Annotated in this window: 22 protein-coding genes and 1 pseudogene; 12 read left to right on the forward strand and 11 right to left on the reverse strand. The window is 56.8% G+C overall.

Annotation, left to right across the window (positions count from 1 at the left end; all coding sequences use genetic code 11):
• The first annotated feature begins 108 nt into the window (after positions 1 to 108).
• Together K7J14_RS02750 and K7J14_RS02755 are read left to right on the forward strand one after the other, a co-directional pair.
• The gene (locus tag K7J14_RS02750; RefSeq protein ID WP_230752813.1) at positions 109 to 1,641 is read left to right on the forward strand and encodes an ArnT family glycosyltransferase; all 1,533 of its coding nucleotides are present in this window, start codon (positions 109 to 111) and stop codon (positions 1,639 to 1,641) included.
• On the forward strand, positions 1,638 to 2,510 hold the full coding sequence (locus tag K7J14_RS02755) for a glycosyltransferase family 2 protein (protein ID WP_230752816.1): 873 nt from the start codon (positions 1,638 to 1,640) through the stop codon (positions 2,508 to 2,510). The genes K7J14_RS02750 and K7J14_RS02755 overlap by 4 nt, the downstream gene beginning before the upstream one ends.
• Here the strand turns inward: K7J14_RS02755 and K7J14_RS02760 are convergent, their stop codons facing one another.
• The 6 genes and pseudogenes from K7J14_RS02760 to trkA all read right to left on the reverse strand — a co-directional run bounded on the left by K7J14_RS02760 (position 2,511) and on the right by trkA (position 7,814).
• Entirely contained in the window at positions 2,511 to 2,939 is a 429-nt protein-coding gene (locus K7J14_RS02760) for a GtrA family protein (protein WP_230752819.1), read from the reverse strand. It abuts the gene before it with no gap.
• 15 nt (positions 2,940 to 2,954) lie between these two features.
• Positions 2,955 to 3,458: pseudogene (locus tag K7J14_RS02765) on the reverse strand (MBL fold metallo-hydrolase); the annotation flags it as partial.
• Between the two features lie 12 nt (positions 3,459 to 3,470).
• Positions 3,471 to 3,662, reverse strand: a complete 192-nt coding sequence (locus tag K7J14_RS02770) for a hypothetical protein (protein ID WP_230752822.1) — start codon at positions 3,660 to 3,662, stop codon at positions 3,471 to 3,473.
• Between the two features lie 67 nt (positions 3,663 to 3,729).
• Positions 3,730 to 4,950, reverse strand: coding sequence for an MFS transporter (locus tag K7J14_RS02775; protein ID WP_230752826.1), 1,221 nt, complete (start codon positions 4,948 to 4,950; stop codon positions 3,730 to 3,732).
• Between the two features lie 13 nt (positions 4,951 to 4,963).
• Positions 4,964 to 6,415: a TrkH family potassium uptake protein gene (locus K7J14_RS02780; protein WP_230752829.1), complete on the reverse strand. Its 1,452-nt coding sequence runs from the start codon at positions 6,413 to 6,415 to the stop codon at positions 4,964 to 4,966.
• Entirely contained in the window at positions 6,405 to 7,814 is a 1,410-nt protein-coding gene (gene trkA / locus K7J14_RS02785; protein WP_230752832.1) for a Trk system potassium transporter TrkA, read from the reverse strand. Before trkA ends, K7J14_RS02780 begins: the two co-directional genes overlap by 11 nt.
• A gap of 136 nt (positions 7,815 to 7,950) precedes the next feature.
• Between trkA and K7J14_RS02790 the strand changes: the two genes are divergently transcribed.
• Positions 7,951 to 10,248, forward strand: coding sequence for a patatin-like phospholipase family protein (locus K7J14_RS02790; RefSeq protein ID WP_230752834.1), 2,298 nt, complete (start codon positions 7,951 to 7,953; stop codon positions 10,246 to 10,248).
• On the opposite strand, the gene K7J14_RS02795 is transcribed toward K7J14_RS02790, so the two are convergent.
• A complete protein-coding gene (locus tag K7J14_RS02795; RefSeq protein WP_230752837.1) occupies positions 10,243 to 10,782 on the reverse strand; it encodes a methylated-DNA--[protein]-cysteine S-methyltransferase in 540 nt (179 codons plus the stop codon). The two genes, K7J14_RS02790 and K7J14_RS02795, sit on opposite strands and share 6 nt — an antisense overlap.
• 138 nt (positions 10,783 to 10,920) lie before the next feature.
• On the opposite strand from K7J14_RS02795, the gene K7J14_RS02800 reads away from it, so the two are divergent.
• Both K7J14_RS02800 and K7J14_RS02805 read left to right on the forward strand, forming a co-directional pair.
• Positions 10,921 to 11,481 carry a hypothetical protein gene (locus K7J14_RS02800; protein WP_230752839.1) on the forward strand — a complete coding sequence of 187 codons (561 nt, stop codon included), beginning with the start codon at positions 10,921 to 10,923 and terminating at the stop codon, positions 11,479 to 11,481.
• A 28-nt stretch (positions 11,482 to 11,509) separates the two neighbouring features.
• Positions 11,510 to 12,391, forward strand: coding sequence for an ATP-grasp domain-containing protein (locus K7J14_RS02805; protein WP_230752843.1), 882 nt, complete (start codon positions 11,510 to 11,512; stop codon positions 12,389 to 12,391).
• Positions 12,392 to 12,673: 282 nt separating this feature from the next.
• Here K7J14_RS02805 and K7J14_RS02810 read toward each other — a convergent pair whose 3' ends face one another.
• Positions 12,674 to 14,428: an ATP-binding protein gene (locus K7J14_RS02810; RefSeq protein WP_230752846.1), complete on the reverse strand. Its 1,755-nt coding sequence runs from the start codon at positions 14,426 to 14,428 to the stop codon at positions 12,674 to 12,676.
• A 151-nt stretch (positions 14,429 to 14,579) separates the two neighbouring features.
• On the opposite strand from K7J14_RS02810, the gene K7J14_RS02815 reads away from it, so the two are divergent.
• The 6 genes from K7J14_RS02815 to K7J14_RS02840 all read left to right on the forward strand — a co-directional run bounded on the left by K7J14_RS02815 (position 14,580) and on the right by K7J14_RS02840 (position 20,504).
• Positions 14,580 to 14,750 (forward strand): DUF362 domain-containing protein, encoded by a 171-nt coding sequence (locus K7J14_RS02815; RefSeq protein WP_230752848.1) that lies wholly within the window; start codon positions 14,580 to 14,582, stop codon positions 14,748 to 14,750.
• Between the two features lie 88 nt (positions 14,751 to 14,838).
• Positions 14,839 to 15,237: a hypothetical protein gene (locus K7J14_RS02820; RefSeq protein WP_230752850.1), complete on the forward strand. Its 399-nt coding sequence runs from the start codon at positions 14,839 to 14,841 to the stop codon at positions 15,235 to 15,237.
• Positions 15,238 to 15,243: 6 nt separating this feature from the next.
• The gene (locus tag K7J14_RS02825) at positions 15,244 to 16,194 is read left to right on the forward strand and encodes a M23 family metallopeptidase (RefSeq protein ID WP_230752852.1); all 951 of its coding nucleotides are present in this window, start codon (positions 15,244 to 15,246) and stop codon (positions 16,192 to 16,194) included.
• A 5-nt stretch (positions 16,195 to 16,199) separates the two neighbouring features.
• A complete protein-coding gene (locus K7J14_RS02830) occupies positions 16,200 to 17,207 on the forward strand; it encodes a hypothetical protein (protein WP_230752855.1) in 1,008 nt (335 codons plus the stop codon).
• A gap of 213 nt (positions 17,208 to 17,420) precedes the next feature.
• The gene (locus tag K7J14_RS02835) at positions 17,421 to 20,072 is read left to right on the forward strand and encodes a penicillin-binding protein 1A (protein ID WP_230752857.1); all 2,652 of its coding nucleotides are present in this window, start codon (positions 17,421 to 17,423) and stop codon (positions 20,070 to 20,072) included.
• A gap of 27 nt (positions 20,073 to 20,099) precedes the next feature.
• The gene (locus tag K7J14_RS02840; protein WP_230752860.1) at positions 20,100 to 20,504 is read left to right on the forward strand and encodes a ParB N-terminal domain-containing protein; all 405 of its coding nucleotides are present in this window, start codon (positions 20,100 to 20,102) and stop codon (positions 20,502 to 20,504) included.
• 88 nt (positions 20,505 to 20,592) lie between these two features.
• Here the strand turns inward: K7J14_RS02840 and tyrS are convergent, their stop codons facing one another.
• Positions 20,593 to 21,813: a tyrosine--tRNA ligase gene (gene tyrS / locus K7J14_RS02845; protein ID WP_230752863.1), complete on the reverse strand. Its 1,221-nt coding sequence runs from the start codon at positions 21,811 to 21,813 to the stop codon at positions 20,593 to 20,595.
• 289 nt (positions 21,814 to 22,102) lie between these two features.
• Here tyrS and K7J14_RS02850 point away from each other — a divergent pair, with 289 nt between their 5' ends.
• Positions 22,103 to 24,160, forward strand: a complete 2,058-nt coding sequence (locus tag K7J14_RS02850; RefSeq protein ID WP_230752867.1) for an NAD(+) synthase — start codon at positions 22,103 to 22,105, stop codon at positions 24,158 to 24,160.
• Positions 24,161 to 24,167: 7 nt separating this feature from the next.
• Here K7J14_RS02850 and K7J14_RS02855 read toward each other — a convergent pair whose 3' ends face one another.
• Together K7J14_RS02855 and K7J14_RS02860 are read right to left on the reverse strand one after the other, a co-directional pair.
• Complete coding sequence (locus tag K7J14_RS02855; protein ID WP_230752870.1) at positions 24,168 to 25,184, reverse strand: aldo/keto reductase; 1,017 nt, start codon at positions 25,182 to 25,184, stop codon at positions 24,168 to 24,170.
• An 8-nt stretch (positions 25,185 to 25,192) separates the two neighbouring features.
• Positions 25,193 to 26,359, reverse strand: coding sequence for an ROK family transcriptional regulator (locus tag K7J14_RS02860; RefSeq protein WP_230752872.1), 1,167 nt, complete (start codon positions 26,357 to 26,359; stop codon positions 25,193 to 25,195).
• Positions 26,360 to 26,380 lie beyond the last annotated feature (21 nt).

The raw sequence follows: 26,380 nt of genomic DNA on the forward strand, positions 1-26,380 counted from the left end.
TGACAGCAAAAGCGATAGAGATTTAACATCGGACAGTTCGCATCAAAGCGAACACAGAGCAGAATGAAGATTCCGCGGCGATCGACGCTGGACTTTTGAGGTATACCGATGGCTTTACCGCGCAAGCAACATGATTACAGCGAGGCGATGATCATAGCGTCGCTGCTCTTTCTTACGCTGTGGATCAGGATTTCGACACAGATGATCATCCATACCGGCGTGGACGAACGGGATTACTGGTACGCGGCTAAGGCGCTCTCGCAGGGGCTGCCCTATCCCCGGCTGACTCACCGGACCGTTCGCTGGGCGATCATACTCCCCGTAGCCGCGCTTCAGAAACTGTTCGGAATTCATCCGAACGTGTATTACGTTGCGCCGTTGCTGAACGCGTTAGTTCAAACCTTCCTCCTGTACCGGCTCGGGAAATCCTTGGGCGGACGTTTTGCCGGAGTTCTATCCGCGCTTATGCTGATCGTCTTCCCCTACCAGATCAGAGCGGCGAGCCAGGTGAGGCCGGAAATATTCTCCATCACCTACATGCTCCTTTGCGCGTGCCTCCTCGTACCCGCGCTGAACAGGGACGGAAGGGGCAGGGTCCGACTGATCGTCGCCTCGAGCCTCGCCATGTTCCTTGCCTATGAAACAAAGATAACGAATCTTTTTTTCCTCCCGGGCGTGTTCATCGCTTTGCTTCTTTATGGAGGAAAAACGCGCATCAGGGACTGTTTCGCGTTCGGGCTGCCCCTGCTCGCCCTTTTCGTCGCTGAAACTGCGGTTTACGCCGCTTTCACGGAATTCAGTTTCGGACAGCTATCGGTCATTACCGCCAACCATCTTTCCAGCGATTACGCCGATCCCCTCTCGTCGTATTGGCAGGTGTTTCTCCGGTACACCCCCGAATACCTTCAGCTGTACTGGCAGCTGCCCATCGCAGCGTTCGCGGCGGCAGGCGCGTATTACCTTACGCGAAAAAAGAATCATGAGTTGAAGACTCTCGTAATCATGGGATTCAGCTTCATATTCTGCATCACCTTCGCCGTCAGCGACACCGATCCCATCATGGTTGCGGAAGATTTCATCAACCGCTATTTCTGCGCGCTGCTGCCCTTCGCGTTCATCGTCATCGCTCGGGTTCTCCGCGACGCCGCTGCGAAACTGGCTCCGAAGGCGCTGGATCGCGCGAATTCGGCGTCCGCCCTCCCCTATGCGCTTTCTGCAGGGGCTCTCTCGTTGGCGGTTTCGGTTTTGTTTTCGCTTCCGATAGTCCCCGATTCCGCGAAGGAATTTGCCCATAGCCCGCTGAGGCCTGAAACGCATCCGTTCGCGACGACCGCCGGATACTACCGGGAATTGAACAACGCCTGGAATGCCGGAGTTCCGGTTCTTTCGGCTGAAGGAAACGGCGGCGAGGACGCGGCGCAGACCGTCTGCAAGTACTTCCTGGACCTCGACGCGTACAATGACGGAGGCGCGCCCGAACCGGCGAGAGCGACGGAAAACGGAACGGAAGTGTATATCGTTTCGAAAGACGGCGGCGTACAGGGAGAAACATTCATTCAGGCAGTCCGGTTTCCCTTCAGGATCTCGACTGTTCCGCTTTCACGCATTTCAGAAATAGACAGCGAAAGGAGCATACAATGAACGGCGTCAGCATCATCATCCCGACGTACAACGAGGAAAAAGCGATTCTCGAAACGATACGCAACCTTCATGGAACCATGAAGGCAAGCGGAATCCCCTATCAGATAATCATCGTCAATGATTGTTCGAAGGACGGCACCCGGGAGATTCTCGAATCGAACGGCGGAGGAGAGGGGCTCGGAGCGACGTTGATCCACCACGAGTTCAACAGGGGCTACGGCGCGTCGATTAAAACCGGTTCCAAGCACGCGGTATACGACGTATTGTGCATCACCGACAGCGACGGCACGTACCCGAACGACAGAATCCCGGATCTGTACGCGGAGATGAAAAACCGCGACATGGTAGTCGGAGCCCGCATCGGCAAAAATGTCCACATACCCTGGCTCAGAAGGGCTCCGAAAGCTTTTATCAACAGGTTGGCGTCCTATGTTTCGGAGGTCGACATTCCGGATCTCAATTCGGGCCTTCGCGTTTTCACGAAGGAACTCTTCGACCGCTATTTCAGCCTGTACCCGAACGGATTTTCGCTCACGTCTACGATAACCCTTGCCGCGCTCACGAACGGCTACGAGGTAAAATACGTCAAGATCGATTATTTCAAGCGAGAAGGTTCATCGAAGATTCGCCCCATAAAGGATACTATGAATTTTATCATGCTTATCCTCAGGATGTGCGTACTTTTCAACCCCTTGAGGATATTCATTCCGCTCAGCCTGGCTCTTTTGGCTCTCGGCACGGGCGTTCTCGTCTGGGGTCTCGCGTTCATGGGCAAATTCTACGACGGAACGTTCATCATGCTCTCCCTGAGCGCGATTCAATTCTTCTGCATGGGCCTCATCGCCGACGCGATATCCAGAAGGGAGTAATCAGGAACGGAACAGGATCAGGCGGCGGGCGGCGTACTTCCAGGAGTAGCCGATCGCCGCCGATACGACGCGGGCCGCGAGGTAGTACAGAGAAAACAGGCTGGCGCAGATCCACATCACCAGAGTGTTGACTCCGAGGCCGGCAATTCCGATGCCCACGAATATCGCGAACTCTTTGCGGCGGTCTGAATAGGTACGGGTGCCGAATACCCAGTTCACCGAAATATAGTAGTTGATGACGAGCCCGAGCGCGTAGCTGAGAACGCTCGACGCGAGGTAATGGACGCGCAGAACGTCCGTAAAAACAAACAGCGTGCAAAAATCAATAACAAGAGAAAGGCCTGATACGACGAAGTAGCGGAACAACTGAACGAGCACGTTGTCGGTTTTTTCGAGCATAAGCCGGTCGAGTTTTTTTTTCAGATCCACACGGGACTCCTTACATCATTTCAATTCAAGCGGCTGCAAGAAGACGGACTTCGCGCCTTTTCCGATAAGCAGGTCTTTGAACCGCTGCGCGTCCGATTCTGTCCCTTCGGCGGAGCCGTAATGAGTCGGAACGCCGATCGACGCTCCCGAGTCGAGAACCGATTCGACCGCGTCCTCCACGGAGAGCATCGTATAGACTTGGCCGAGCGGAACAACGGCGATGTCGCATTCGATTTCTTTCATTTCAGGTATGCGCTCCGTGTCTCCGGCGACGTATACGCGGGTTTCGCCCAATGTGAAGATAAATCCGGCATTGCCGTCTCGCCTGGGATGGTACTGCGTTTTCACCGCGTTATACGACGGAACGGTTTCCACGCCGATGCCGGAAATCTCCCGCTTTTCGCCTACCGGAAACGAAGTGATGCCGGTTGCGTCGAAGGGCGCGTAGACCGGAACGGATTCGCCCAGCTTGGAGATCGCGATTTTATCGTAATGGTCGCTGTGCCGGTGGCTGACGAAAACCGCGTCGGCTTATTCGCTCGGTACGGAGCCGATGGGATCTACGTAGAAAACGGTTCCTTTCCATTCGATCCTGAGCGTAGCGTTCTCTCCGCGCGTAATGCCGCGCAGCGCTGTTTCGGCCGGAGAACGCGCGCAGGAAGCAAGGAGAAGGGGAAACGCGATAACCGCGGCCATGGATGACGTAATTCTGAAACGATTCATATGACACCTCGTTGATTTTTTTTGCGGATGATTACCCATGCCTCCGCGCTTGGGCTCGAGTCGATTTTTATCGGTTTTCCTTCTTTGCCGCGGAGGCGATGAATACAAGAAGAAGAACGCCGGAGAAAAAGGCCATCGATCCCTGGATGCCGACGCTGTCCGCGGCCAGTCCTGACAAGGGCGCGAGAACGGCGACGCCGATCGCCTTGGCCTGCGAGGCAACCGACAGAATAGTCGCCTGGTCGGACGCGTCGGAGTACGAATCGTACTGGGCGACGTTGACCGGAACCCAGAGGTTCTGCAGGATGAACAGAACGACGAAGACCGCGATCGCGATGTAGATCCGGCCGGTGTAAAGACCGAAGGCAGAAGCCGCGAAAAGAGCCGAGCCCGCAAGCAGAAGTATGAGGGCCGCCCGGTTTTCCGATTTCGCTTTTTTTACGAAGCCGTGGGCGCGGCGCGAGGTGAAGGCAGACACCATGTGCAGAACGAAGTATACGGCGCCGACGCCCAAGGATGTCGCCCGGTCTTCGCTCAGCGCGATATAGGACGCGAGAACGAGAACCTGCGCCTTTAACAGCGGCTGGATGAAATCCTTCGATACGACGAAGCAGCCCTCGAAAGCCATGTTCTGGGCGACGAGAGTCCGCAGGCGCGGATGGGAGACAGCCTTCTTCACTCCTGAAAAAGTATGCAGCAAGACGTCGCGGACGGACACCGTTCCGCCGTTTCTATGGTTGAGCTCGTCGGGATAGCAATACATGTTCCACAGGCCGACCAGGCCCGGAACAACCGAGAGCCAGAAAACCAGCCGGTAATCCCGGAAGACGATCATTATCGCCGCCGCTATCAAGACGGAGAACGCGCTGCCGTAGTTCGACCAGGATCGGGTGTATCCGTACACCTTCGTGCGCTCGTCCAGGCGTCCGTTTATCTTGAGCCAGTCGAAAATCATCGCTTTGTGCGTGCCGGTTCTGAAGGCGTCGCCCATGGCGTAGAACACGAGGGGAAGAAACAGCATGGCGAAGGACTGCGCGACGGCGAACAGGATGAAGGAGACGACGTAGCTCGCGAGCGAAATCATCATGCAGGTTTTCCGCCCGTAGAGATCGGCGAAGGCGCCGCTGGGAATTTCCATGGCGTTGATGAGCACGTTCTGAAACGCGACGAGAATGCCTATCTGAAAGAAGTTGAGGCCGAGTGAGAGCCAGAACAGTATGAGAAACGGCTCGGAGAAATCGAAATTCTTCAGAAAGCCGTAGAGCGAAAAACGCGTAATCATTTTCATGAATGTCTCCTTGTCATCGTTTCCAAAATGCGGGAGTGAACAGCACAAGAACAGTGTATATTTCAAGACGGCCGAGAAGCATCACGAACGATAGCCAGAGCTTCACCCATTCCGGAAAGAATCCGTAGTTGAAAGAGGGACCGACGAGAGAAAAGCCGGGACCGATATTTCCGATGGTCGCGAGGGTCGCGGAAAGACTCGTGAGAATATCGAACCCGGCCGCGGATACCACGAGGGTCGATACGAGCACGGAGCTCAAAAAGAGAAACACCATGGCCGCGATGTCGTACACGATATTTTTGTGTACGTACCGGCGGTTGACGAAGATGCCGTAAACGCCGCGGGGATTCAACAGGTACTTCATCTCGGCCGCGCCCATTTTTAAAAGAGTTACAACCCGGCCGACCTTGATTCCGCCGGCAGTCGATCCGGCCGAGCCGCCGATGAACATCAGGCAAAACAGAATCGCCTGCGCGAAAGACGGCCACCCCAGATAATCCGCCGTGGCGAATCCGGTGGTGGTCAGTATCGAAGCCGCCTGGAACGACGCATAACGCCAGGCCTCGGCAAACGATCCGTACAGGCCCGAATCGGCCAGCGAGAGGCTGATGAAAATCGACGAGCCGAAAAAGATTCCCAGATACAGCCGCCATTCGCTGTCCCGGAGCACGGTCAGGGGCTTTCCCTGCATGAAGCGCCAGTGCAGAGCGAAGTTGGTGCCAGCGAGAACCATGAACAGCGTGATGATTCCGTCTATATACGCAGAGTTCCAGGCGCCCACCGAAGCGTTTCTGGTGGAAAAGCCGCCTGTCGCCATGGTAGCGAAGGAATGCGTCAGAGCTTCGAGGAAGTCCATGCCGCCGAACAGCAAAAGGACGAAGAGAATCACGGTGAGGCCGAGATAAATAAGCCAGAGAATGGCCGCGGTGTTTGAGAGGCGGGGCGTGAATTTATCTACCTGCGGACCGGGGGCCTCCGCTTCCATCAAAGCTTTTCCGTTCAAGCCGAGCAACGGAAAAATCGCGACGGTCAATACGACGATCCCCATTCCGCCGAGCCAATGCGTGCAGGCGCGCCATAACAGGAGGGAGGCCGGCAGCGCTTCGATATCGGCGAGGATGGTCGCTCCCGTCGTGGTAAAACCGGACATGACTTCGAAAAAAGCCGAACTGAACAGGGGGATGCAGCCGGAAAGGACAAAGGGCAGAGAGCCGAGACAGGCGGACAAAAGCCAGCCGAGAGTTACGAATAGATACCCCGTTCTGGGAGAGAGAGCGGTTTTATGACGGTTTCCGGTAAAGGCGAGAACAAAACAAAAGAGGCCGATCAGGCAGGGCGGGATATATATCCACAGCGATGACGGCGCTTCGCCGTACGCCAAGCCGACAAGGGCGCAGGGAACCATGAAGGCGGTGACGATCGCCAGAAGAAGCGCAAGCGCGCGGAATAGAGATTTAGTCTCCATCCGCGCCGCCGAAAATGTTTTCTATTTCAGTTATGTTTGTTTTATGAACTATCAGTGCTATCGTATCGCCGGCATTCAACACCGTATTTCCGGTAGGAACGATGAATCCGGAGTTTTGATGGAGAAACGCTATGAGCACATCCGAAGGCAGGTCGACCTCGCGAAGCTTTTTTCCGGCGACCGGAGAACGCGCGTCGAGGCGGAGCTCGGCTATTTCCACGGAATCCTCGTAGAAACTGTAGATGGTGCGGATATGCCCCTTTCTGAGGGTTTCCAATACGCTTGCAGCAATGGCATCGTTTGCGCATACGAAGGAGTCCACTTCAAGATCCGGGCCTATCGGGAGGAATCGGTGATTCAGGGTAACCGCCATGGCCTTTTTCGAACCCAGGGTTTTCGCAAGCTGGGCGGTGATGATGTTTTTTGACTGGGAATCGGTGGCCGCGACGAACAGGTCTGCCTTCGCGACCCCTGCGCTTTCCAGCACGCCTTCCTCGGCGCAGTCTCCCTGAATTACGGTGATATTCTGAAAAGCCTGGGCGAACTTTTTGCAATCAGGCTCGGAGGCGTCCACGAGGGTGATAACGGATTTCTTCTGGAAAAAACGCCTGACCGCATGGGCGAAGCCGTTCGAAGCAGTTTCGTTCCGGTTTTGAAGAAGCGATATCAGGCGCTCCGACACTTTGGTCGCGCCGAGAATGACGATTCTCCGCGGAACATCGGTCAACCCTTCTACCGCGCCGAGCACCGCATCGAGAACTTCCGGCAAGCCCAGAACATAGAGCCGATCTTCTTCGCGGATTTTGAAATCGCCCTTTGGAACATGAATCCGGCCTTCGCGCACCACGGCTGCGATCAGATAATGAGCCGAAGAATCCATCTTGATTTCGCTTAACGTTTTGCCGACATAACCGGGAAGGTCGGCTGTTTCCACCATGCGGAGCTGGAGAGATCCGTCGTGCAGGGGAGTCACCTGTTCGGCAAAGCCCTCCGCGATGATGCGCGAGAGGGATCGGGCCGTTTCCATGGCGGGATTCACGAGAAAATCCAACCCGAAAGTTTTTTTCTGGGCATTGGACAACGCATTATAGAAAGAAGCTTCCATGCGGGCGATGGTGCGGGTCTTGGGAGACTCCGCGGCGACCAGGCCGCAGGCGACAATATTCACGGCGTCGGAACCGGTCAGGGCGATAAACCAGTCTGCTCGATGAGTTTCGGCTTTTCGCAGAGTTTCAGGACGGCTCCCGTCCTCGTTCAGCACGAGACAATCAAGCTCATTGTCGGCGAGGCGGGCAAGCTCGGGATCTCGTTCGATGACGACGACGTCCCGGTTTTCTGCGATGAGTTCGCGGGCGATCTGGATGCCGACCGTGCCGGCTCCAAGAAGTACAATACGCATAACACGACTATAGATGATAGATCTTGCAAGGGCAAGAGTTTGCATTTCTCTGTAACGCCTGTACCGGTGGATCCTTATTACTATATATTCAAGACGGCGGCGGCGCTTCATTCGTCCGCCGGCCGGGGAGACAGCAATGAAAAAACCGCTCTTTGCGCTACTGAGCATATTTCTCTGTACGGGCGCCGGATATTCCATTCTGCAGGCGCAGGACGCTCCGTCGGTTTTGCGGAACCGCATCGAACAACTCTCCCCCGGCACGAGGCCGAGCATAGCGCTGGTGCTCGCCGGAGGCGGAGCCTGGGGTCTGGCCCATATCGGAGCCGTTAAAGTAATAGAAGAAGCCGGCATTCCGGTCGATATAGTCGTCGGAACCAGCATGGGTTCCATCATCGGCGGCCTGTACGCCTCCGGCTACAACGCGACTGAGATGGAAGAAATCAGCGTTTCCGCGGATTGGGGATATTTATTCGAAGAAGGCGGAGCTTCGGGCCGGGAAACCATGGAAGAGCTCAACGCCCGTTCCCGGCAGGCCTTGAGCGCGCAATTCGACCGGCAGGGTTTTTTCCTGAACGGCGGGCTCATAAGCGGCGTGCGCATTATGAGGTATCTCGACAGTCTGCTCGTCGATATGCCGGCCCAGTCACATTTCGACGAGTTGCCGAAGCGATTCCGAGCGATCGCGACCGACGCTTCCAGCGGCGAGCGGATCGTCATAGACACAGGCAGCGTTACGGACGCGATGCGGGCGAGCATGAGCTTGCCCGGCATTTTCACTCCCTTCCCCTATCAAGGGAGGTATCTTGTCGACGGCGGCGTCGTGGACAACCTTCCGGTAACCGTGGCGCGGTCGCTGGGAGCGGACATCGTAATCGCCGTGGACCTCTATAACGGAAAACCGTTGGAGAACGGCGAGGCGGCGAGGTCCCCGACGGCAGTGCTGTCGCGATCGATGGAAATAATGCGGCACGAAAACTCCCGCCGCGAAATACCCTTCGCGGATCTCGTCGTTTCGATCGACGCGCAGGGCTTTCTTCCCACGCAGTTCGAACGGGCGAAGGAGTTCATCCTCTTGGGAGAAGAAACAACGCGCGAATATTCGAAGGATCTCGCCGGACTGCGCGCCCTCTTAAGCGAATTCGAACCGGCAGTTCATGCCGAACGCGAGAAAAATCCGCCGCTCGACGGCTTCACCATTTCCGGAGGCTCTGAAAAGGACCGGGCGCTGGTTCGATCCTTCATCGAGAACCTGCCGGATCGCCATCCGTCCTACGACGAATTGAACGCGCTCTTCTCCCTGCTCGACCGCACCGGAAGAATACAGGCAGTCAGAATACACCGCAAAAAAAACCGGCAGGGCGAGTATCTGGAGATAGCGCTAACGGAAAAAAACGCGAAAAAGAACGGGCTCAGCCTCGGTTTTCTCTACGAATCCACCATGGGTTCGTCCATCGTCACCGATCTGGACATCATGCCGGCAGTCGACCTCCGGGGATTGACCACGAAGGACTCCAATCTGCATATCGAAGCGGAAGCGCTCGACGCACCGGGAATATCGGCGGTTTTTCACCAACCGCTGGGCTCGTTTTTCACCCTCAGCCCCTTCTACCGCTTCGAGCGCGACTTTACCACGAAAATCACCCAGTCTTCGGTGAACTGGCAATACCAGACCATCGTGCAGACGGGAGGCCTCGTCTTCGGCATAACTCCGTATCCGGGAATCAGAATTTCCGGTTCCTGGAGCGTCAAGGGCATGGAGGAAGGAGACATCCCGGAAATCCCCGCCGTTCCTGAAGAACATCTGTATTCGCTGATCAGCGGATCGTTCGAAGTCAGGCGCCTTGATTCCCCGGTGTTTCCGATGCAGGGAATCGATATGATATTCCGCTCGACTGCGTCTCTGCCCGCCCTCGGATCATCGATCCCCTTCCGGGTGTTCGAAACCGAAGGAAACACCTTTCTCTCGCTGGGAACGCCGTTTTCGGTCGCGTTGATCTGGCAGGGAGCGACGGACTTCAGCCTGGACCCTGACGCGGCCGGAGCCGCCCCCGCCTACTTCAAGCCGACCGTAACGAACCGGCGGCTCTTCCCCGGCCCGCTGTCGATCGAAGAGCGCAAGGGCAGCCACGTCATGACGGCCGGCATGGAAATCAAGCACAATCTCAATTGGAACTCCAGGGGAATATCGTTCCCGGCATTCTTCATCCTCCAGGGAGCAGTCGGTTCGACGATCCAGGATCTGGAGCATACGAAGGCGCTCGACATGATGCAGAACTATATGTACGCCTCGGGAAACGCGGGAGCGGGAATCCGTTTCAGCGACGCATTCGGCCTTTCTCTGCGGGGAGGCCTGCATTTCAGCATGGAAAGAGAAATCAGGCCGTATATAACGCTCGACGTCGGCGCCATCGGAAAAGACCGGGACGGTTTATGACAGACGGATTCCTTCGAGTTCGCACAACCGGCGCTTGATGCGCATTCCCCCGCTGAATCCGCCGGGGCCGCTTGCGCCGACTACGCGATGGCAGGGAATTATGAGCGGCAGAGGATTTTTCCCCACCGCGGATCCGACGGCGCGGCAGGCATTGGGATTTCCGAGAACCCGGGCAATCTGCCCGTAGGTTCGCGTCTCGCCCCGGCCGATTTTCCGCACCTCCGCCCATACCGCCATTTGAAAGGGCGTGCCCCGCGGATCGAGAGGAACCGAGAACTGGTCGATCTCTCCGGCGAGCCAGGCGGCGATCTCCTGCGCGGCGAGGCGAAGCGGTTCGGGGCCGGAGACAGCGGACATGGTTCCGGAAACCGTACGGCATGCGGCGTTCAGCGGTTCGTCGCGTGAGGAGGAACCGGCGGGTTCGGCGCCGAAACGGACCGAAACAAGCGCCGTTTCCGTAGATTCGAGAAAAAGCGGGCCTATCGAAGTTTCGAGCCTGCACGCAGAAAGTTTTTCGATTTCAGAATTACGCATCGATTCAATAGTACCCCCGATGCGCCGGATAGTACAGAACGGCTTCGCGCGCGGATACGAAAAAAACTACAGGTTGCGTTAGCCCCGGATATCCCCTATACTGGTACGTGATGACACGGGTCGGACAAGGAGGAACACATGTCCCTGAAAGCCATGGATTTATTTGAGGCATACCAGCAGAACAAGCTTCCAATGGACGAGGGCTATATCGTCTCTTCGTTTTTCAAGACGACATCGTCGTACAGCATTTACGAGATAGTGTCGTATTCGGCAGTAAAGGATTTTTACGCTTCCGGAAACAGCATTACGCTTCAAACCAACGGAAAGAAAATCTACGTTCTCGTAGAACCGTCGAATTTCATACAGAAAACAGTCGAGCCGTACTGCCGCGCGCAGGAGTTCCAGATTCCGCTCCGCTTCAGCGAGGCGAACATCATAACCGCGAAGAACCAGGCCAGAATCATCTTCAACAAGGAGCCTCAGCAGGCTATTTCCGCCTTTACGGTGCTCAGGCCGGAAGGAATGAACTTTGCCTTCCTCTTTTATTCGCGGCCGGACGTATTCAAATCGATGGAGCTCTTTTTCAGCAAAACGCTGAATCAGGAAGCAGGAATTCCCCAGGCCGACGCAGCGAAAGCCTCCGCCGAGATCGCGGAAATCTGCGCGCAAACCCTTACCTGGCCGAAAGACCGCGAATAAGGCCGTGCGGGCGATTGCCGTATGGGGATTGAAAACCCGCGACCATGAATGGCTCAGGACCTTTCGTCCTGCGCAGAGATTAAAAACCGAAATGGAAAACCGGGGCGTTCAGCTCCGGTTTTTATTTCGCGAGGAAGCAGCAGCCCTCCTCCAGCCAGACGGGGCGGCCGGCTTCGATCCGCGCGATACGCTCGTCCTGCTCCGCGGGGCGCTCCCGAGGGACCTGCCCTTCCGCCTCGAGGAAGCCGGCTGGACCTGCGTTAATTCCGCGCGTTCCGCGGCCCTTGCCAACGACAAGCTTGAAACATTCCGCTTTTTCTCCGCGTTCGGCTATCGCCTTCCCGCGACTATCGATGCCGAAACCGTCGATGCCGCGAGCGAACTCGCGGCGGAATCGGCGTTCCCCTCCCCTCCCTGGATTCTCAAGCCGCGTTTCGGTTCGAGAGGAGAAGGAGTCCGCCTGATGAGCGGCGCGGCGGAACTGGATGCTTTTCTCGCGGCGAAGGACTCAGGAGAGTTCATCCTGCAGGAGTATATTGCAGAATGCGAAGGAACCGATATCAGGGTGTTTTTCGCGGCGGGGAGAGTAATCGCCTCTGCGGTCCGCCGGGCGCCTGCGGGAAGCGTCGTTTCCAACGCGTGTTCTGGCGGCGCGATGCGGAAGGCGCCCTCGCGCGATCCGCTCGTTCGGGAAGCGGAACGACTCGCTCTGGAAATGGGAAATCTGGCAGGCCTCTATTACGGCGCCGCGGATTTTCTCCCCTCGATGAACGGCAACGGGACGGCAGAACCGGTTCTCTGCGAACTGAACGCCGCTCCCGGCTTTGAAGAGCTGGAAAAACAGTGCGGAATCGACGTCGCCGGCCCCCTCGCCGCCGCGATAGCCGACTATCCGCGCGCGAAACTGTAACAGCGCGCGCTCACACGGTGCCGGCAAGCGCACACGGTGCCGGCAAGCGCACACGGTGCCGGCAAGCGCGCTCAAGGTGCCGGCAAGCACGCACGGTGCCGGCAAGCGCTCACGGTGCCGGCAAGCGCACACGGTGCAAGCCAGCGCGCTCACGGTGCCAGCCCGCGCACACGGTGCCGGCAAGCGCTCACGGTGCCGGCAAGCACGCACGGTGCCGGCAAGCACGCACGGTACCGGCAAGCGCTCACGGTGCCGGCAAGCGCACACGGTGCCGGCGCGCGCTTACGCTTCGCCGAGCAGGCTTTTGAGTTCGCGAATCTCCGCGGCGAGCTTAGAGCGCTCGAGCTTCTGATATTTCGCCGGAACCATTTCCCGGCTCGTGCATTCCAGCACCGCCACCAGATTCTGAAGCTCGATCTCGTAGGGATAGCTCGGCGGAATAAAATCACGTATCGTCTGCTCGAGATCCTCCCGCGTGACTATGGCCCGCCCGTCCATGGTGGCGCTCATTTTCGCCCGCACGAGGATCGCTTCGATGTCGGCCCCGGAAATATCGAACTTGAACGCCTTGAAAATATCCGTAAGGGAGAAATCCTTCACCTTGATGTCGAGCTTGCGCTGGAGGATGCGGAAAATATCCGCCTTTTCCTCCACCGTTTCAGGATAGAACAGGGCCAGATGCTCCTCGGCGCGGCCCTGCCTTTTAAGGTCGATCGGGAGGAGATCAGGGCGGCAGGTGATCAGGAACCAGATGATTTTCCCGCGGTACTCGGTGTTCCCCATAAAGTTCGCTATCTGCGCGAACACCCGGTTCGAGGTTCCCGAATCTCCGGCTGAATCCCGGTCGCCCAGGAAGGCGTCGGCCTCGTCGATCATTACCGCTACCGGAGCCATCGCCTTGAGAATATTCAACACCCGCTCAAGATTGCTTTCCGTCGCGCCCTGCCACTGGGAACGGAAGTTCCGCAGCTTCACCATCGGCACACCTATTTCTCCGGCGAAGGCGGACACCATGAAGGTTTTTCCGGTGCCGACCGGCCCGGCGATGAGATAGCCCATGGGGAGCACGTCGGTGCGGTTCTGTTTTATTGCCTTCGCCGCGCTCTGGAAGCGCCGACGCACAAAGTCATGGCCGGAGACGTAGCTCAGATCGTGATCGGTCTCCACGAACTCGAGCAAACCGGCGGCCTCGTTTTCGATGATGCCTTTTTTGCGGTCGCGCAAAAACTCGAGGGTGATCGGCTTGTCCTCCTGAAAGGACTCGGCGACCAGCTGGTTCAAATTAAGCAGATTCAAGCCCGAGGTGAGCGCTCCCACCCGTTCCGGATTGAGCCCCCGCTCAAGAAGAAGCATTTCCCTGCTTTCGAGGAACTCGAGGAACTGCGTCCGCACGAGCGTGCCGGGAAAGGGGATCGCGACCTTCACCGTGGAAGGCGAGCTGGAAAGGCGGGGATTGATGTCGGTCAGGTTTTCGGTGAGCATGAGCACCGAAATATCGCCCCGGGTAAACTGGGGCTCGTGGGACCAGCGGTTGAGGGTAACGAGGCAGTAGCGGTCTATCTCGTCGAGGCGGCCGATCTCCTCGGCGGGAACGATGGTCTCGGCGTAGTCGATGATGAGCACGATGCGCTGCGCCTTGGGAAGATTCAGGACGAAGTACCGCTCGAGCCAGTCGAAGGCTTTCTGGGGATCCTTGGAAAGAAAATCCTCCGGCGGCACCGCCGGGTAGCGGGCGGTCATCGTCTTGAGATAGTCTTTCTCCATCTGCGACATGCAGAAGCTCACCCCGCTCGATTTATCGTAATAGACGATGATGTCGCGGTTTCCGAACAGCACCTCGGAGATGTATTCCTGGATTCTGACGAACATGAACTCGCCTTCGTTCATCTGATGCGGAAGGAAATCCCGGATATTACCGTGGACGAAATAGAGATTCGCGGTTTTTGAACAGTACTTGACCGATAATTCCTGAGCCCAGGCCGGCAAAATGTTGATGAAATCGAGGTTTTTTTTGATAAGCTGTTGGCTCTCGGACATTGGTGCCCCTCCCCTTACGCTCGCGCTGACCCTTTATTTAACACCACAACAGGCAAAAAAACAACCAAAACGATAGTGTGCCTCGAGCTCTTGTTTTTTCCCGCCGAATACGCTATTTTTTTACCAATATCAACGAGAAAGGAGTCTACCCATGGCTTATAAGATTTCCGATGCTTGCATCAACTGCGGCGCCTGCGAAGGCGAATGCCCCGTCAGCGCGATCAGCGAAAAAGGCGACAAGCGCGTCATCGACGCCGCCACCTGCGTCAGCTGCGGCGCCTGCGCGGCCGTCTGCCCCGTAGAAGCGATCTCCGAAGAGTAATCTTCCCGCAGATTGCTGATACAACAACCGTTCGGCGCAACTCTCCCGAACGGTTGTTTTTTTTTGTCCCCGCAGGTATTCTGTTTCCATGCTGAAACGAATTCTTGCCGGCTACGCCGCCTTCATCGGAGCTCTGGGGAAAACCCTCCTTCTCGCCGGGATCTGCCTCGGCTCAGCCCTCCTCATCGTCTGGCCCCTGTGGAAACTCGCCTCCTCGAACCCTTCAATATATACGGTTGTTTTCGTAACCTTTTTCGGAGCCCTCGTTTCCTGGATGCTCTTCGACCGTCTAAAGCCGGTCTTTAAAAGAAATCCTGGGGCTTTAGCTCGAACGCTCGTACGCATAGCGATTCTCGCCTTCGGCGCCGCGGCAATCGTAATTCTCGTTCTTTCCTGGCGTAGAACAGCAGCGCTCGCCGTGTTCCTGCTCACGATTATCGGATACGGGATCGCCGCGTTCGGTTTTCCCCCCGATTCCCGGAAATAACGAAACATGGCCGCCCGGCATCCCGCCGAATTCGCATTTCACGGAGCGAGGCTTTGGGCGATTCTTTGCGCATGCTTATTTTTGCCGCACTCCATTTTCGCAGAATCCTCCCGCTATCCCCTCATCGAAGAGCTTTCCGCCCGTGACCCGGTGTTTCTGCAGTATTCGGACGATGTGGCCGCTTCGCGAATGGCCATGGCCGCCGCGAAACCCGATCATCCGCTCTCGCCGGGAATCTACGCGTATATCGCGCGCGCGGGAGACAGCCTGTTATCCATCGCGGCCCGCTGCGCCGTTCCCTACGACAGCATCGCAAGCCTGAACCGCATTTCTTCCATCAAGACGGAACTTGAAGGCAGGCTTCTCATGCTTCCAACCCTCCCCGGCCTCTATATTCCAGATTTTGCGCAAAACGCCCTGGAAGCCCTGCTCCTGTCGTCCTTCGATCCCAACGATCCAACCCTCGTCTCCTTTGCGCTGGCCGGGGAAAACGGAGTCCGGCACGCTTTTCACTGCCTTCCGGGCGCGAATTTCGACGGCACGGTGAGAACCTTCTTCCTGGTGCCCGGAATCCGCTTTCCCCTGCCGGAATCCCGGGTAACATCCACCTTCGGCATGAGAAAAAACCCGGTTACCGGCAACCTGGTCTTCCACAACGGCATCGATCTCGCCGCTCCCCGGGGAACGCCCGTTTTCGCCTGCGCCGCCGGCGCGGTGCGGAAAACGGGATACGACCCGATCTACGGCAATTTCGTCATCCTCTCGCACGACGGAAACCGCGAAAGTTTGTACGGACATTTAGAATCCATAAAAATCGAGTTGCACGATAAAATCAAATCCGGTACTATACTAGGTACCGTCGGCTCAACAGGACAATCTACCGGACCGCATTTACACTTCGAAATACATGAAAACGGGATTCCGAAAGATCCGGCAGGATTACTCAGAGGGTACTAACTATTATGAACACTCGCGCACTCCTGCTCGCTTCGCTCTTGGTGTATCCGGCCGTTAGCGCATATACGGCCGATTCGTTCCGGGTGCGAAGCCTCGTTCCGGTCTCGATACAGGCGCATTCAGAAACTCAAACCATTGAAATGGGATATAACGACGCCCTTGGCATCGCATTCGAAGACGACGCAGTCTTCATCCGCGGCGTCGAAATAGAAATCAAGCCGCCGCAGGCCATTCTGGAATACCGGAATAGTCTTGCATGGGGGCTCTACTCTGCTCCCGCGCCCCAGCCCGATCCGTCAGTAATCGATTATAAGGCGGTCCAGCTCGCCCTCAACACGCTGCCGTCGCGGCTCAGCTTCATTCTGCAAATTCCCTTGAAGCAGAATCACGGCTTCAAGGCCGGACCCTACGCGACCGTTCTGCAATCGATCGTCGATCCCGCCAAAGGGCCCGTTCTTTTTCGTCTTTTCCCCGTCATGAAGGGCCTTCCCGACAATATCGAGACTCTCCGCTTCGTCTGCAGGATCAAGCCCCTGCTCACCGACGAAGGAGGCGCGCTGCTCGACATAACGCGGCCGGGAGAAAAGCATCCCATCAGCGTGCGCGTCGACGAGACCCTCGTCCAGAATACCGGGGAGATGCTGATACTCAAGCCCGGGTCTCATCATCTTTCCATTGTTTCGGAGGAATACCGCGACGAGGTGCGCGTCTTCACCGTAGAGTCGGCCCGCGTAACGGAACTGAAGATTGAATTGAAGGATACGATTCCGCGGATTTTAGTCACCGCTCCGGAAAACGCCCGGATGAAAGTGAACGGACAGGAAACCGAGGTACGCAGGGAACCGTTTCCCGTCGATCCGGGAACCTATACCTTCAGCTTCGCTCTGGGTGATTGGGAAATTTCACGGCAGCTTACGGTTGAAAAAGGCCGGGATTACGCGATCAATCTGAAATTGGACCTTGAAATTTCGGAAAGTCCGGAAATCTCCGACAGCCCTGAAAAAAAGGAATAAAAAGTTCAAGTTTTTTCCGATCGGTACCGAATATCTAGTTATCGGGCAGTTCAGTTCCCCTCCCACCCACTGACTGTCCGAAAGCCTGATGGGCGGGCCGGTTGAAATACACCGGCCTTTTGTTTTTTAAAGCAGTTCGATCGAGCCGGCCCGAAAAGACGCCCCGGCGCGATTCCCTTGTAACAAAGACCGCTTTATGATTTTATTACATATATGTTTGGCAGAAAAAACCGAAATTCCCTGATTCCCCTGATGCTGATTCTCTTCTTCTCCGCCCTCGGAGGAGCGTTGATCGGACTCAACGTAGCCCTGGTCCGCAACCTGAAAAACAACGAACATTTTACCGAATTCAATCCCGCGCTCCCTACGCGCATCCTGGATATAAACGGCGAACTCATCACGGAATTCGCATCGGACGAAAAAAGGGAACTGATCACCCTGGACGCCCTGCCGCCTCATATGATCAACGCTCTGCTTACCCGCGAAGACCAGATTTTCTACAAACACAATGGATTCAGCGTAAAAGCCCTTGCTCGCGCGGTCTTCGGACAACTGACCGGGCGATCGCTCGGCGGCGGAAGCACGATCACGCAGCAGGTCGCCGGTACTCTGTATCTCGACCGGAGCGAAATCTCGATAACCAGAAAGATTAAAGAACTATGGTGGGCGCTCCAGCTTGAACGGAGATACTCGAAGGATGAAATCCTCGAACTCTATCTCAACAAAATGTATTTCGGAGGCGGAACCTACGGAGTCAACGCGGCGTCGAAGTTCTACTTCGGACATCCCGCTACGGAGATCACTCCGGCGGAAGCCGCGATTCTCGTAATCCAGCTCTCGAATCCCGCGTTCTACAATCCCTTCCAACACCCGAACCGCGCGATGGACAGGCAGAAGGAAGTGCTCCGCCAGATGGTGGAAATCGGCTATCTGGGCGAGCGCGAAGCGGACGAATCGTTCGACGACTATTGGGCCAATTTCGACTTTACCCGAACAGCCACCTCGGCATACCTCACCCGCGACGATAAGGCCCGCTGGTTCTCCGAGTACGTGCGCCGGGAACTCGAAACGATGATGTACGGCACGATGGACATCTATTCCGGCGGATACACGGTCCATACGACATTAAATCTCGCGCACCAGGCCGCAGCGGAAGAAATCATGAAAAAATCCCTGGAAACCGCGAACAAACGGTTCCGGCAATCGAGCACTGCCCGCTTCGCCCAGGGCGACGAATACGCCCAGATCACCGAGCTGATGGCCTTCGCCTTCAACATTCCCCAGCTTGCCGTCTCCGCCGAACGCCTGCAGGTAAAAAGCCTCTCCCGCTACCGCAACCAGATCAATCCGGTCGTCGACATGCTCTCGCTGATCACGGGACTGGACGCGCTGAAGATTGAAACCAACAAGGCGAACGCGAATCAACAGGCGGCCGCCGCTAAAACGACGGTCGAAGGAGCCCTGATAACGCTGGACAACAGCACCGGATACATCACCGCGATGGTCGGGGGCAGCAAATTCGATCAGTCGAACCAGATCATCCGCGCGACCCAGGCCTCCGTTCAGCCGGGAAGCACCTTCAAGCCGCTGTATTATTCGGCCGCCATCGATACAAGGAAGTTCACTTCAGGAACCATGATCAGCGATACTCCGGTGGTGTTCTACAACGAAGACGGACGTCCCTACACCCCGCTTAATTTCAAGGGCGAATGGAAGGGCACCGTCCTCTTGTGGCAGGCCCTCGCGAACTCGATGAACGTGCCGTCCATCAAGGTTCTGGACGGCATCGGCTTCGACGCCGCCATCAACCGCGCGGCGGCGCTTCTGGGGTATACGGACAAGTCGGAAATCCAGAAGGTATTCCCCCGGGTTCACTCGATCGGACTGGGAGTCATCAGCGTAGCGCCTATACAGATGGCGAAGGCCTTCGGCATTTTCGGAAACCAGGGAAAGGAAGTCACGCCGATCGCTATCCGCTCGGTCGAGGACAGGAACGGAAAAACCATCCTCGACCCGGAAAAGGAGCTTCGCCTCGAACAAAAGCGGAAGGGCAGCGCCATACAGATCATCAGTCCGCAGAATGCATGGATCATGACCGACCTGTTGAAGAACACCATACAGGCAGGAACTCTCGGCTGGGCCTCGGGATACGAGCGGAAGTTCACCTTTAAGGACCAGAACGGAAAATCCTTCGTCATGCCCGCGGCCGGCAAAACAGGCACGACCCAGAACTGGGCTGACGCCTGGACGGTCGGATACACGCCCTACTATACCACCGCCATCTGGTTCGGCTTCGACAGGCGCGGGCTGTCGCTCGGACTCGACAACACGGGAGCGACCCTTGCGGGCCCCGCATGGGCAGACTATATGAGCGACATCCATCAGGGCTTGCCGTTCCGCGATTTCGTGAAGCCTCAAACCGGCCTCGTCAGCGCCCGCGTCTGCGCGAAATCCGGGTTATTGCCCACGGACGACTGCGACGACGGCGCGGTAGACTTGTATTTTCTCGAAGGAACGCAGCCGACTCGCTATTGCGATTATCATGAAAATAACCAAAACTTGAAGAGGGTCTCCATCGATCGGCTTCAGCGCGAAAGCTACGCAGTCGGTCAGCGGCCGATAGAAATAGATTCGTCTTCGCTGGCCCTCGATCCGCTGATTTTCGAAGATCCCGAACCCTCCGCGCGCGCGGTGAAAGCCGCAGCCCGCAAAAATAACAGCGGCGCCGCTCAGCCTGCCGACGAAGGCAGCGGAGTCCAAAATGAAGAAGTTCTCCAATCGGCGGAAGAGGCGGCTCTTCCGGAAGCTGCGGAACAGATAGAGGAAAAAAGTCCAGAGATGGACTTCAATCCCCTGCTTGAATAATGAAAAAAGTTTTATAAGGAGGAAGCCATGCTGATTTCCCTCGCAGATATAAAAGTAAAAAGAAGAGTGCGCCATAAGGCGGAGGATCTGGAATCTCTGATGGAAAGCATGCGCCGCTACGGGCTCCTGAATCCCGTCACGTTGAACTCGCGCCTCGTGCTCATCGCCGGCGAAAGAAGGCTGGAAGCCGCTAAGCTGCTCGGATGGCACAGCATCGACGCGGTGATTCTCGACGAGACCGATCCGATATCCGAGCTTGAAATTGAAATCGAAGAAAACACGACCCGCTCGCCTTTTACCGATCAGGAATTGATGGAGGCCTATACCAGGCTGGAACGCCTGCGTAATCCCGGCTTTTTCGCCCGCCTTTGGAGGGCGATCATGAGGTTCTTCTCTTTTATCTTTTCGCTTTTCAAGGGCCGCAGGAGCTGAGCGGATTTTTCGCGCTCCGCTATGAAAAAAACGGGCTGTCCGGTACGATGCCGGACAGCCCGTTTTTCGTTTTTATGCGAGGCCGGAATTACGCGGTTATCACCCGAACGAATTTCTTTTTTCCGGCGCGGAGCACCACTTCGCCGTCCGAATCCAATACGTCGGATCGCACGACTGCCTTGACGTCTGAAACGGCCGCGTCCCCGATAGACGCTCCGCCCTGTTCAACCAGACGCCTGGCGTCGCTCTTTGTTCCCGCGAGCTTCGCGTCGAAGAAGAGATCGAGCACGCCGATTCCTGCTTCGAACCGCGACCGGGGAATCTCGACGGTAGGCATCGAGGCTTTATCTCCGCCGCCGCCGAACGCAGCACGGGCTCCGGCAAGAGCCTTGTCGGCTTCTTCTTTTCCGTGGATTTCCTTGGTTACTTCCCATGCGAGCCGTTCTTTCGCCTCGTTGATGTTTCCCGCCATGAGGGCGTCGATTTCCCCTACCGGAAGGAAGGAGAACAGGAGAAGGAACTTCCGGGTGTCCGCGTCGGAGACGTTGCGCCAATACTGGAAGAACTCGTACGGAGTCGTAACCGCGGGATCAAGAAACAGCGCGCCCTTCTCGGTCTTTCCCATCTTCTTGCCGTCGCTCGTGGTGATGAGCGGGAAGGTCAAACCGTACACCTGGTTGCCGTTGATGCGGCGGACGAGTTCGATTCCGGCGACGATGTTTCCCCACTGGTCGTCTCCGCCGATCTGGAGAGCCGTGCCGTGGCGTTCATTGAGCTTGAGAAAATCGTAGCTCTGCAGCAGCTGATAGTTGAACTCTACGAAGGAGAGTCCCGTCTCCAGCCGTTTTTTGTACGCTTCGAAGGTGAGCATGCGGTTAACGGAAAAGTGGGAGCCGATGTCCCGAAGAAAATCGATATAATTGAGGTCGGCAAGCCAGTGCTTATTGTTGTCCAGATACGCGGTCTTGCCGTCGAATCCGAGGAAGCGGTCGAGCTGGCGGCCGATGGCCTCCGAGTTTGCGTCGATCTGATCATAAGTGATCATTTTGCGCATCTCTGTTTTTCCGGAAGGATCGCCGATACGGGCGGTTCCGCCGCCCACGAGGGCGATGCCGATGTGTCCGGCTTCGCGGAGGTGTCTCAGCGCGAAAAAAGGAACCATGTGTCCGATGTGGAGGCTCGACCCCGTCGGATCGCAGCCCACGTAAAACGTCACGGGCCCTGAATCCATGAGTCGGGAAAGACCTTCGACGTCCGTGCATTGCTGGAAAAATCCGCGTTCTTTGAGGGTTTCAAGTGCCTTGTTCATAATGGGAAACAGTATAGCGGTTTCGCTTTTTTTTGTATACCGAAACAGTTGTCAGCTTTGATTGCTTCCGAACAAGGCCCTCGCATGGTTCGCGGATTTTTCCTTAAAAAATCCGCGTTCTTTGAGGGTTTCAAGTGCCTTGTTCATAATGGGAAATAGTATAGCGGTTTCGCTTTTTTTTGTATACCGAAACAGTTGTCAGCTTTGATTGCTTCCGAACAAGGCCCTTGCATGGTTCGCGGATAAAAACAGTATAGCGGTTTCGCTTTTTTTTGTATACAATGAGGTTATGATTCATGGATTCCTGAAAACAGCGGCCGCGACGCCCGTTTGCACGGTAGCGGATTGCGGAGAAAACACCGCTAACATCCTCTCGCTCATTCAAAGCGCGGCCGCGGACGGAGTGCGCCTCGTCGTATTCCCCGAGCTGTGCGTAACCGGATACACCTGCGGAGATCTGTTTTCGCAGGATCTGCTGGGAAGAGTCGCCGAGTCGGCCGTCCGCCTCATCGCGGAGAAAACGAAGGATCTTGCGATAACCAGCGTCGTCGGTTTTCCCTTTCAGTTCAGAAACGCCCGATATAACTGCGCGGCGGTAATAGCCGGCGGGAAGATTCGCGGAATCGTGCCGAAAACCAATATCCCGAATTACGGCGAATTCTATGAAACGCGCCATTTTGCTCCGGCGCCCGCAGAAACCGCCATGATTCCCGCGGGAATCTTCGGCTCCTGCGAAGTTCCCTTCGGAACGAAGCTGCTGTTCTGCGACGAGCGGGACGAAGAAATCGCGTTCGCCGTAGAAATCTGCGAAGACCTGTGGGTGCCGAACCCGCCGTCCTCGGCTCACAGCGCCGCAGGCGCCCTCGTCGTCGCAAACCTTTCGGCAAGCGATGAAACGGTCGGAAAAAAGGAATACCGGAAAAATCTCGCAGCATCGCAGTCGGGCCGATGCGTGGGCGGCTACATATACGCGGACGCAGGCCCCGGAGAATCGACGACGGACATGGTGTTCGCGGGACACTGCCTCATCGCCGAATACGGATCGATCCTCGCCGAAAGCCCCCGCTTCGAACACGGACTCGTCAAAACGGAAATCGATCTCGGCCGGCTCCTGTACGAACGCCGGAGAATGAACACCTACCCGAAAAACGAGGATTCAGGATATCTTCGAGTATCGATGCCCCTCGTACCTTCCGGGCAAAGCGCATCGCAGGGCCAGAGTCCGCGCGCCCTCCTCAGAAAAATCGATCCGAGACCCTTCGTTCCCTCATCCCGGTCAAACCTTACCGAAAGATGCGAGGAAGTCTTCTCCATACAAACTGCGGGATTGATGAAGCGGCTCTCGCACACCGTCTCGAAATCCGCCGTTATCGGCGTGTCAGGCGGGCTTGACTCAACCCTCGCCCTTTTGGTGACCGTTCGATCGTTCGACCGGCTCGGTCTGCCGAGAACCGGCATCCGGACGATCACGATGCCGGGCTTCGGAACCACCGGCCGCACGAGGAGCAACGCCCTCAAGCTCGCCGAGCTCCTGGGAACCGCGACCGAAGAAATTAAAATCCACAAGGCAGTCAACCAGCACTTCCTCGACATAGGGCAAAATCCCGAAACGCGCGACATAACCTACGAAAATTCCCAGGCCCGCGAGCGCACCCAGATTCTGATGGACAAGGCGAACATGCTCGGCGCACTGGTCATCGGCACCGGGGACCTCTCGGAGCTCGCCCTCGGCTGGGCAACATACAACGGCGACCACATGTCGATGTACGGAGTGAACGCATCGATACCCAAAACCCTCGTCCGCCATCTGGTGGCCTGGTGCGCGGACAACCCCGAACTCATGCTCGAACGCGGAACCCCGAATGCGGCGGGAAGCGAAGCAGACACCGAAACGCTCCGCAAGAAAAACGCCAAAAAACTCGCCGCAACCCTCCAGTCCATTCTGGATACGCCGGTCAGCCCCGAACTTCTTCCCGCCGAAGACGGAGAGATTTCCCAAAAAACCGAACACATCGTCGGGCCCTACGAACTCCACGATTTCTTCCTCTATCATTTGGTCCGCTGGGGAGCATCCCCTGCGAAAATTCTCTACCTGGCGGAAAACGCCTTCTCAGGCGATGCAGGCGAGGAAGCCGAATCTTCCGGCCGATCCGTGTATGCAAGAGAGGAAATCCTCAAGTGGATGAAGGTGTTCTATAGAAGGTTTTTCAGCCAGCAGTTCAAGCGTTCATGCCTTCCGGACGGTCCCAAGGTGGGAAGCGTCACCCTTTCGCCCCGTTCGGACTGGAGAATGCCGAGCGACGCGAGCGCCGCCCTCTGGCTCAAAGAACTGGAAACGCTGGGATAAGGGCCGGTTATTCGGGGAGAAAGCTTCGGTAGTCGGCCAGATGGGCCGGCAGGGTTTCGTACGGCTTCAACCCGTAGGGGCATCGCTTGGCGCACAAGCCGCATTTCGTGCAGTCCTCGATCCGGCTCATCAGCTCCCGCCACTCGGGGGTAAGCCACTGGGCAGGAGGAGACCGCCGCAACAGCTCTCTCATGCGGTTCGCGTTGTTTATAGGGATGTTCGCGGGACACGGAAGGCAGTAGCCGCAGCCCCGGCAAAAATTTCCCGCCAGCTCAGCGCGGTCCTTTTCAATCATGGCTGATAACTCGTCATCGAGCACGGGAGGCTCGCGTTCGAGCGCGAGAAACTCCTCGAGCTCGCTCGTTTTTTGTATGCCCCACAGGGGAACCGCGTTCTCCTGTTTTCTCATCCATGCGAAAGCCGATCGCGCGTTCGTGAGCAAGCCCCCGGCAAGCGCCTTCATGGCGAGAAAGCCCACCTGCTTTTCCTCGCAGAGGGCGGCCAATTCAACATCCTCGGGAGCAGAAAGATAGCTCAAGGGAAACTGGATGCTGTCGTACAATCCGGATTCGGCCGCCTGAAGGGCGAGCTGGCGCGAGTGGTTGGTAACCCCGAAAAATCGGATCTTCCCTTCTTCGCGGGCTTTCGCCAACGCGTCGTAGAGGCCGTCCTCCCCGCCGGGAAGCGGGATGAACGAGGGGTTATGCAATTGATACACGTCGATCCAGTCGGTCTGCAGGTTTCTCAGACTTGTTTCCAGATCCTTGAAAAGGTCGGCTCCCGTTCTCGCCCCCGTCTTCGTCGCGACGATTACGTCCTTGCGGATTTCGTCGAGGGCGAAGCCGAGCTTTTCCTCGCTGTCGCTGTACGCCCGGGCGGTATCGAAAAAATTGACGCCGCCGTCCCAGGCTGTTCTGAGCAAGGTAGCCGCCTCTTCCACGGATGCGATGCGCTGAATGGGAAGGGCGCCGAAAGCGGTGCGGGACACCATAAGACCCGTTTTGCCGAAGGAGATGTATTCCATGAAGGGGATTATCCTTTTCGTTTCAATATGTATTCGTACAGATCGTATCCGACCATTTCCTGGAAACGGTCGGCGATATCGGGAACGGAAAACAGTTTTTCCACGAATAGTCCGGCGGCTCCGATGGATACCGCGGCCTTCCCGTAACGGGAAAACTCTATTTCCAATTCCCGGCTGATGTCATAGTTCCAGTTGTCGGCGACCGCGCTTTCCACATAGGAAGCGAGATTCCCCCGGTGCTCCGGAAGGTCGCCGGCAAACACGATTTTAGTCAGATCGAAGCAATTCACCAAAAAGGCGAGGTTCTCGGCAAGCTCGCGGTAGAGCGTGTCGAGCAGCGAAGTATTTTCAGGGAGAGAGGCAAGCTCCCTCCAGGGTATTTCAAATTGTCCGGTTTCAGGATTCGAATACACGGTGCGGAATTCGCCGGCGGTAAAGTGGTCCCCGTGCAGAACGCGCTCCCGGATGACGATGCCGGTTCCCAGCGCGAATCCGTGGCACTGGGTTTCGTTCGGACGGTCGGTGCGGAACTCCCCGAGAACGCTGATGAAATTGCGGCTCCGGTTGTCGCTGGCGAAGGCAAGCTCAGCCCAGCAGCAGCAGTTCGCGTCGTTTTCAAAGAAAATCGGCTCGGGAATAAGCGGTTCAAGCTCGTCCTTCAGCCTGCGCGGCGCGCCGAGTCCGAAAGAATGCGAGCGGATGACGGTCCCTGTATACGGGTCGATGACGCCCGGAAGTCCTATTCCGATTCCAAGCAGAAAAAGCCCTTCCCCGTCGATCCATTTCCGGGCAAGCGCGATGACAGAAACGATGCGCTCGGCGAGGTTTCCGGCGTCGGCCGCGCCTGGGCTTTCAAAGGAATGGAGAACAGAGCCCTCAAGGGTGGTAATGACGCCCGAACAGCGCGCCGCCTGCAGCTCGAGGCCTATGACGACGCCGAGGTCCTCCCGGATGCGGAGCTGAACCTGCCGCCGCCCGACGCCGCTCTGTTCGGTGCTTTTTCCCGCGGTAACGACCAGCCCTCGGTCGAGAATCACCTGCATGATTTTCGTCACCGTTGAGCGGTCGAGATCCAGCAGTTCGGCCGCCTGGATCCGGCTAACGCCGGGATTGAGCCAGATAGCCCGGAGAATCCGCGAGGTATTGATGCTGTGAAGTCTGTTGCTGTCGGCCATACCTTCCGGATTCCCCTTGCT

The organism is Teretinema zuelzerae (assembly GCF_021021555.1).
GTDB lineage: Bacteria > Spirochaetota > Spirochaetia > Treponematales > Treponemataceae > Teretinema > Teretinema zuelzerae.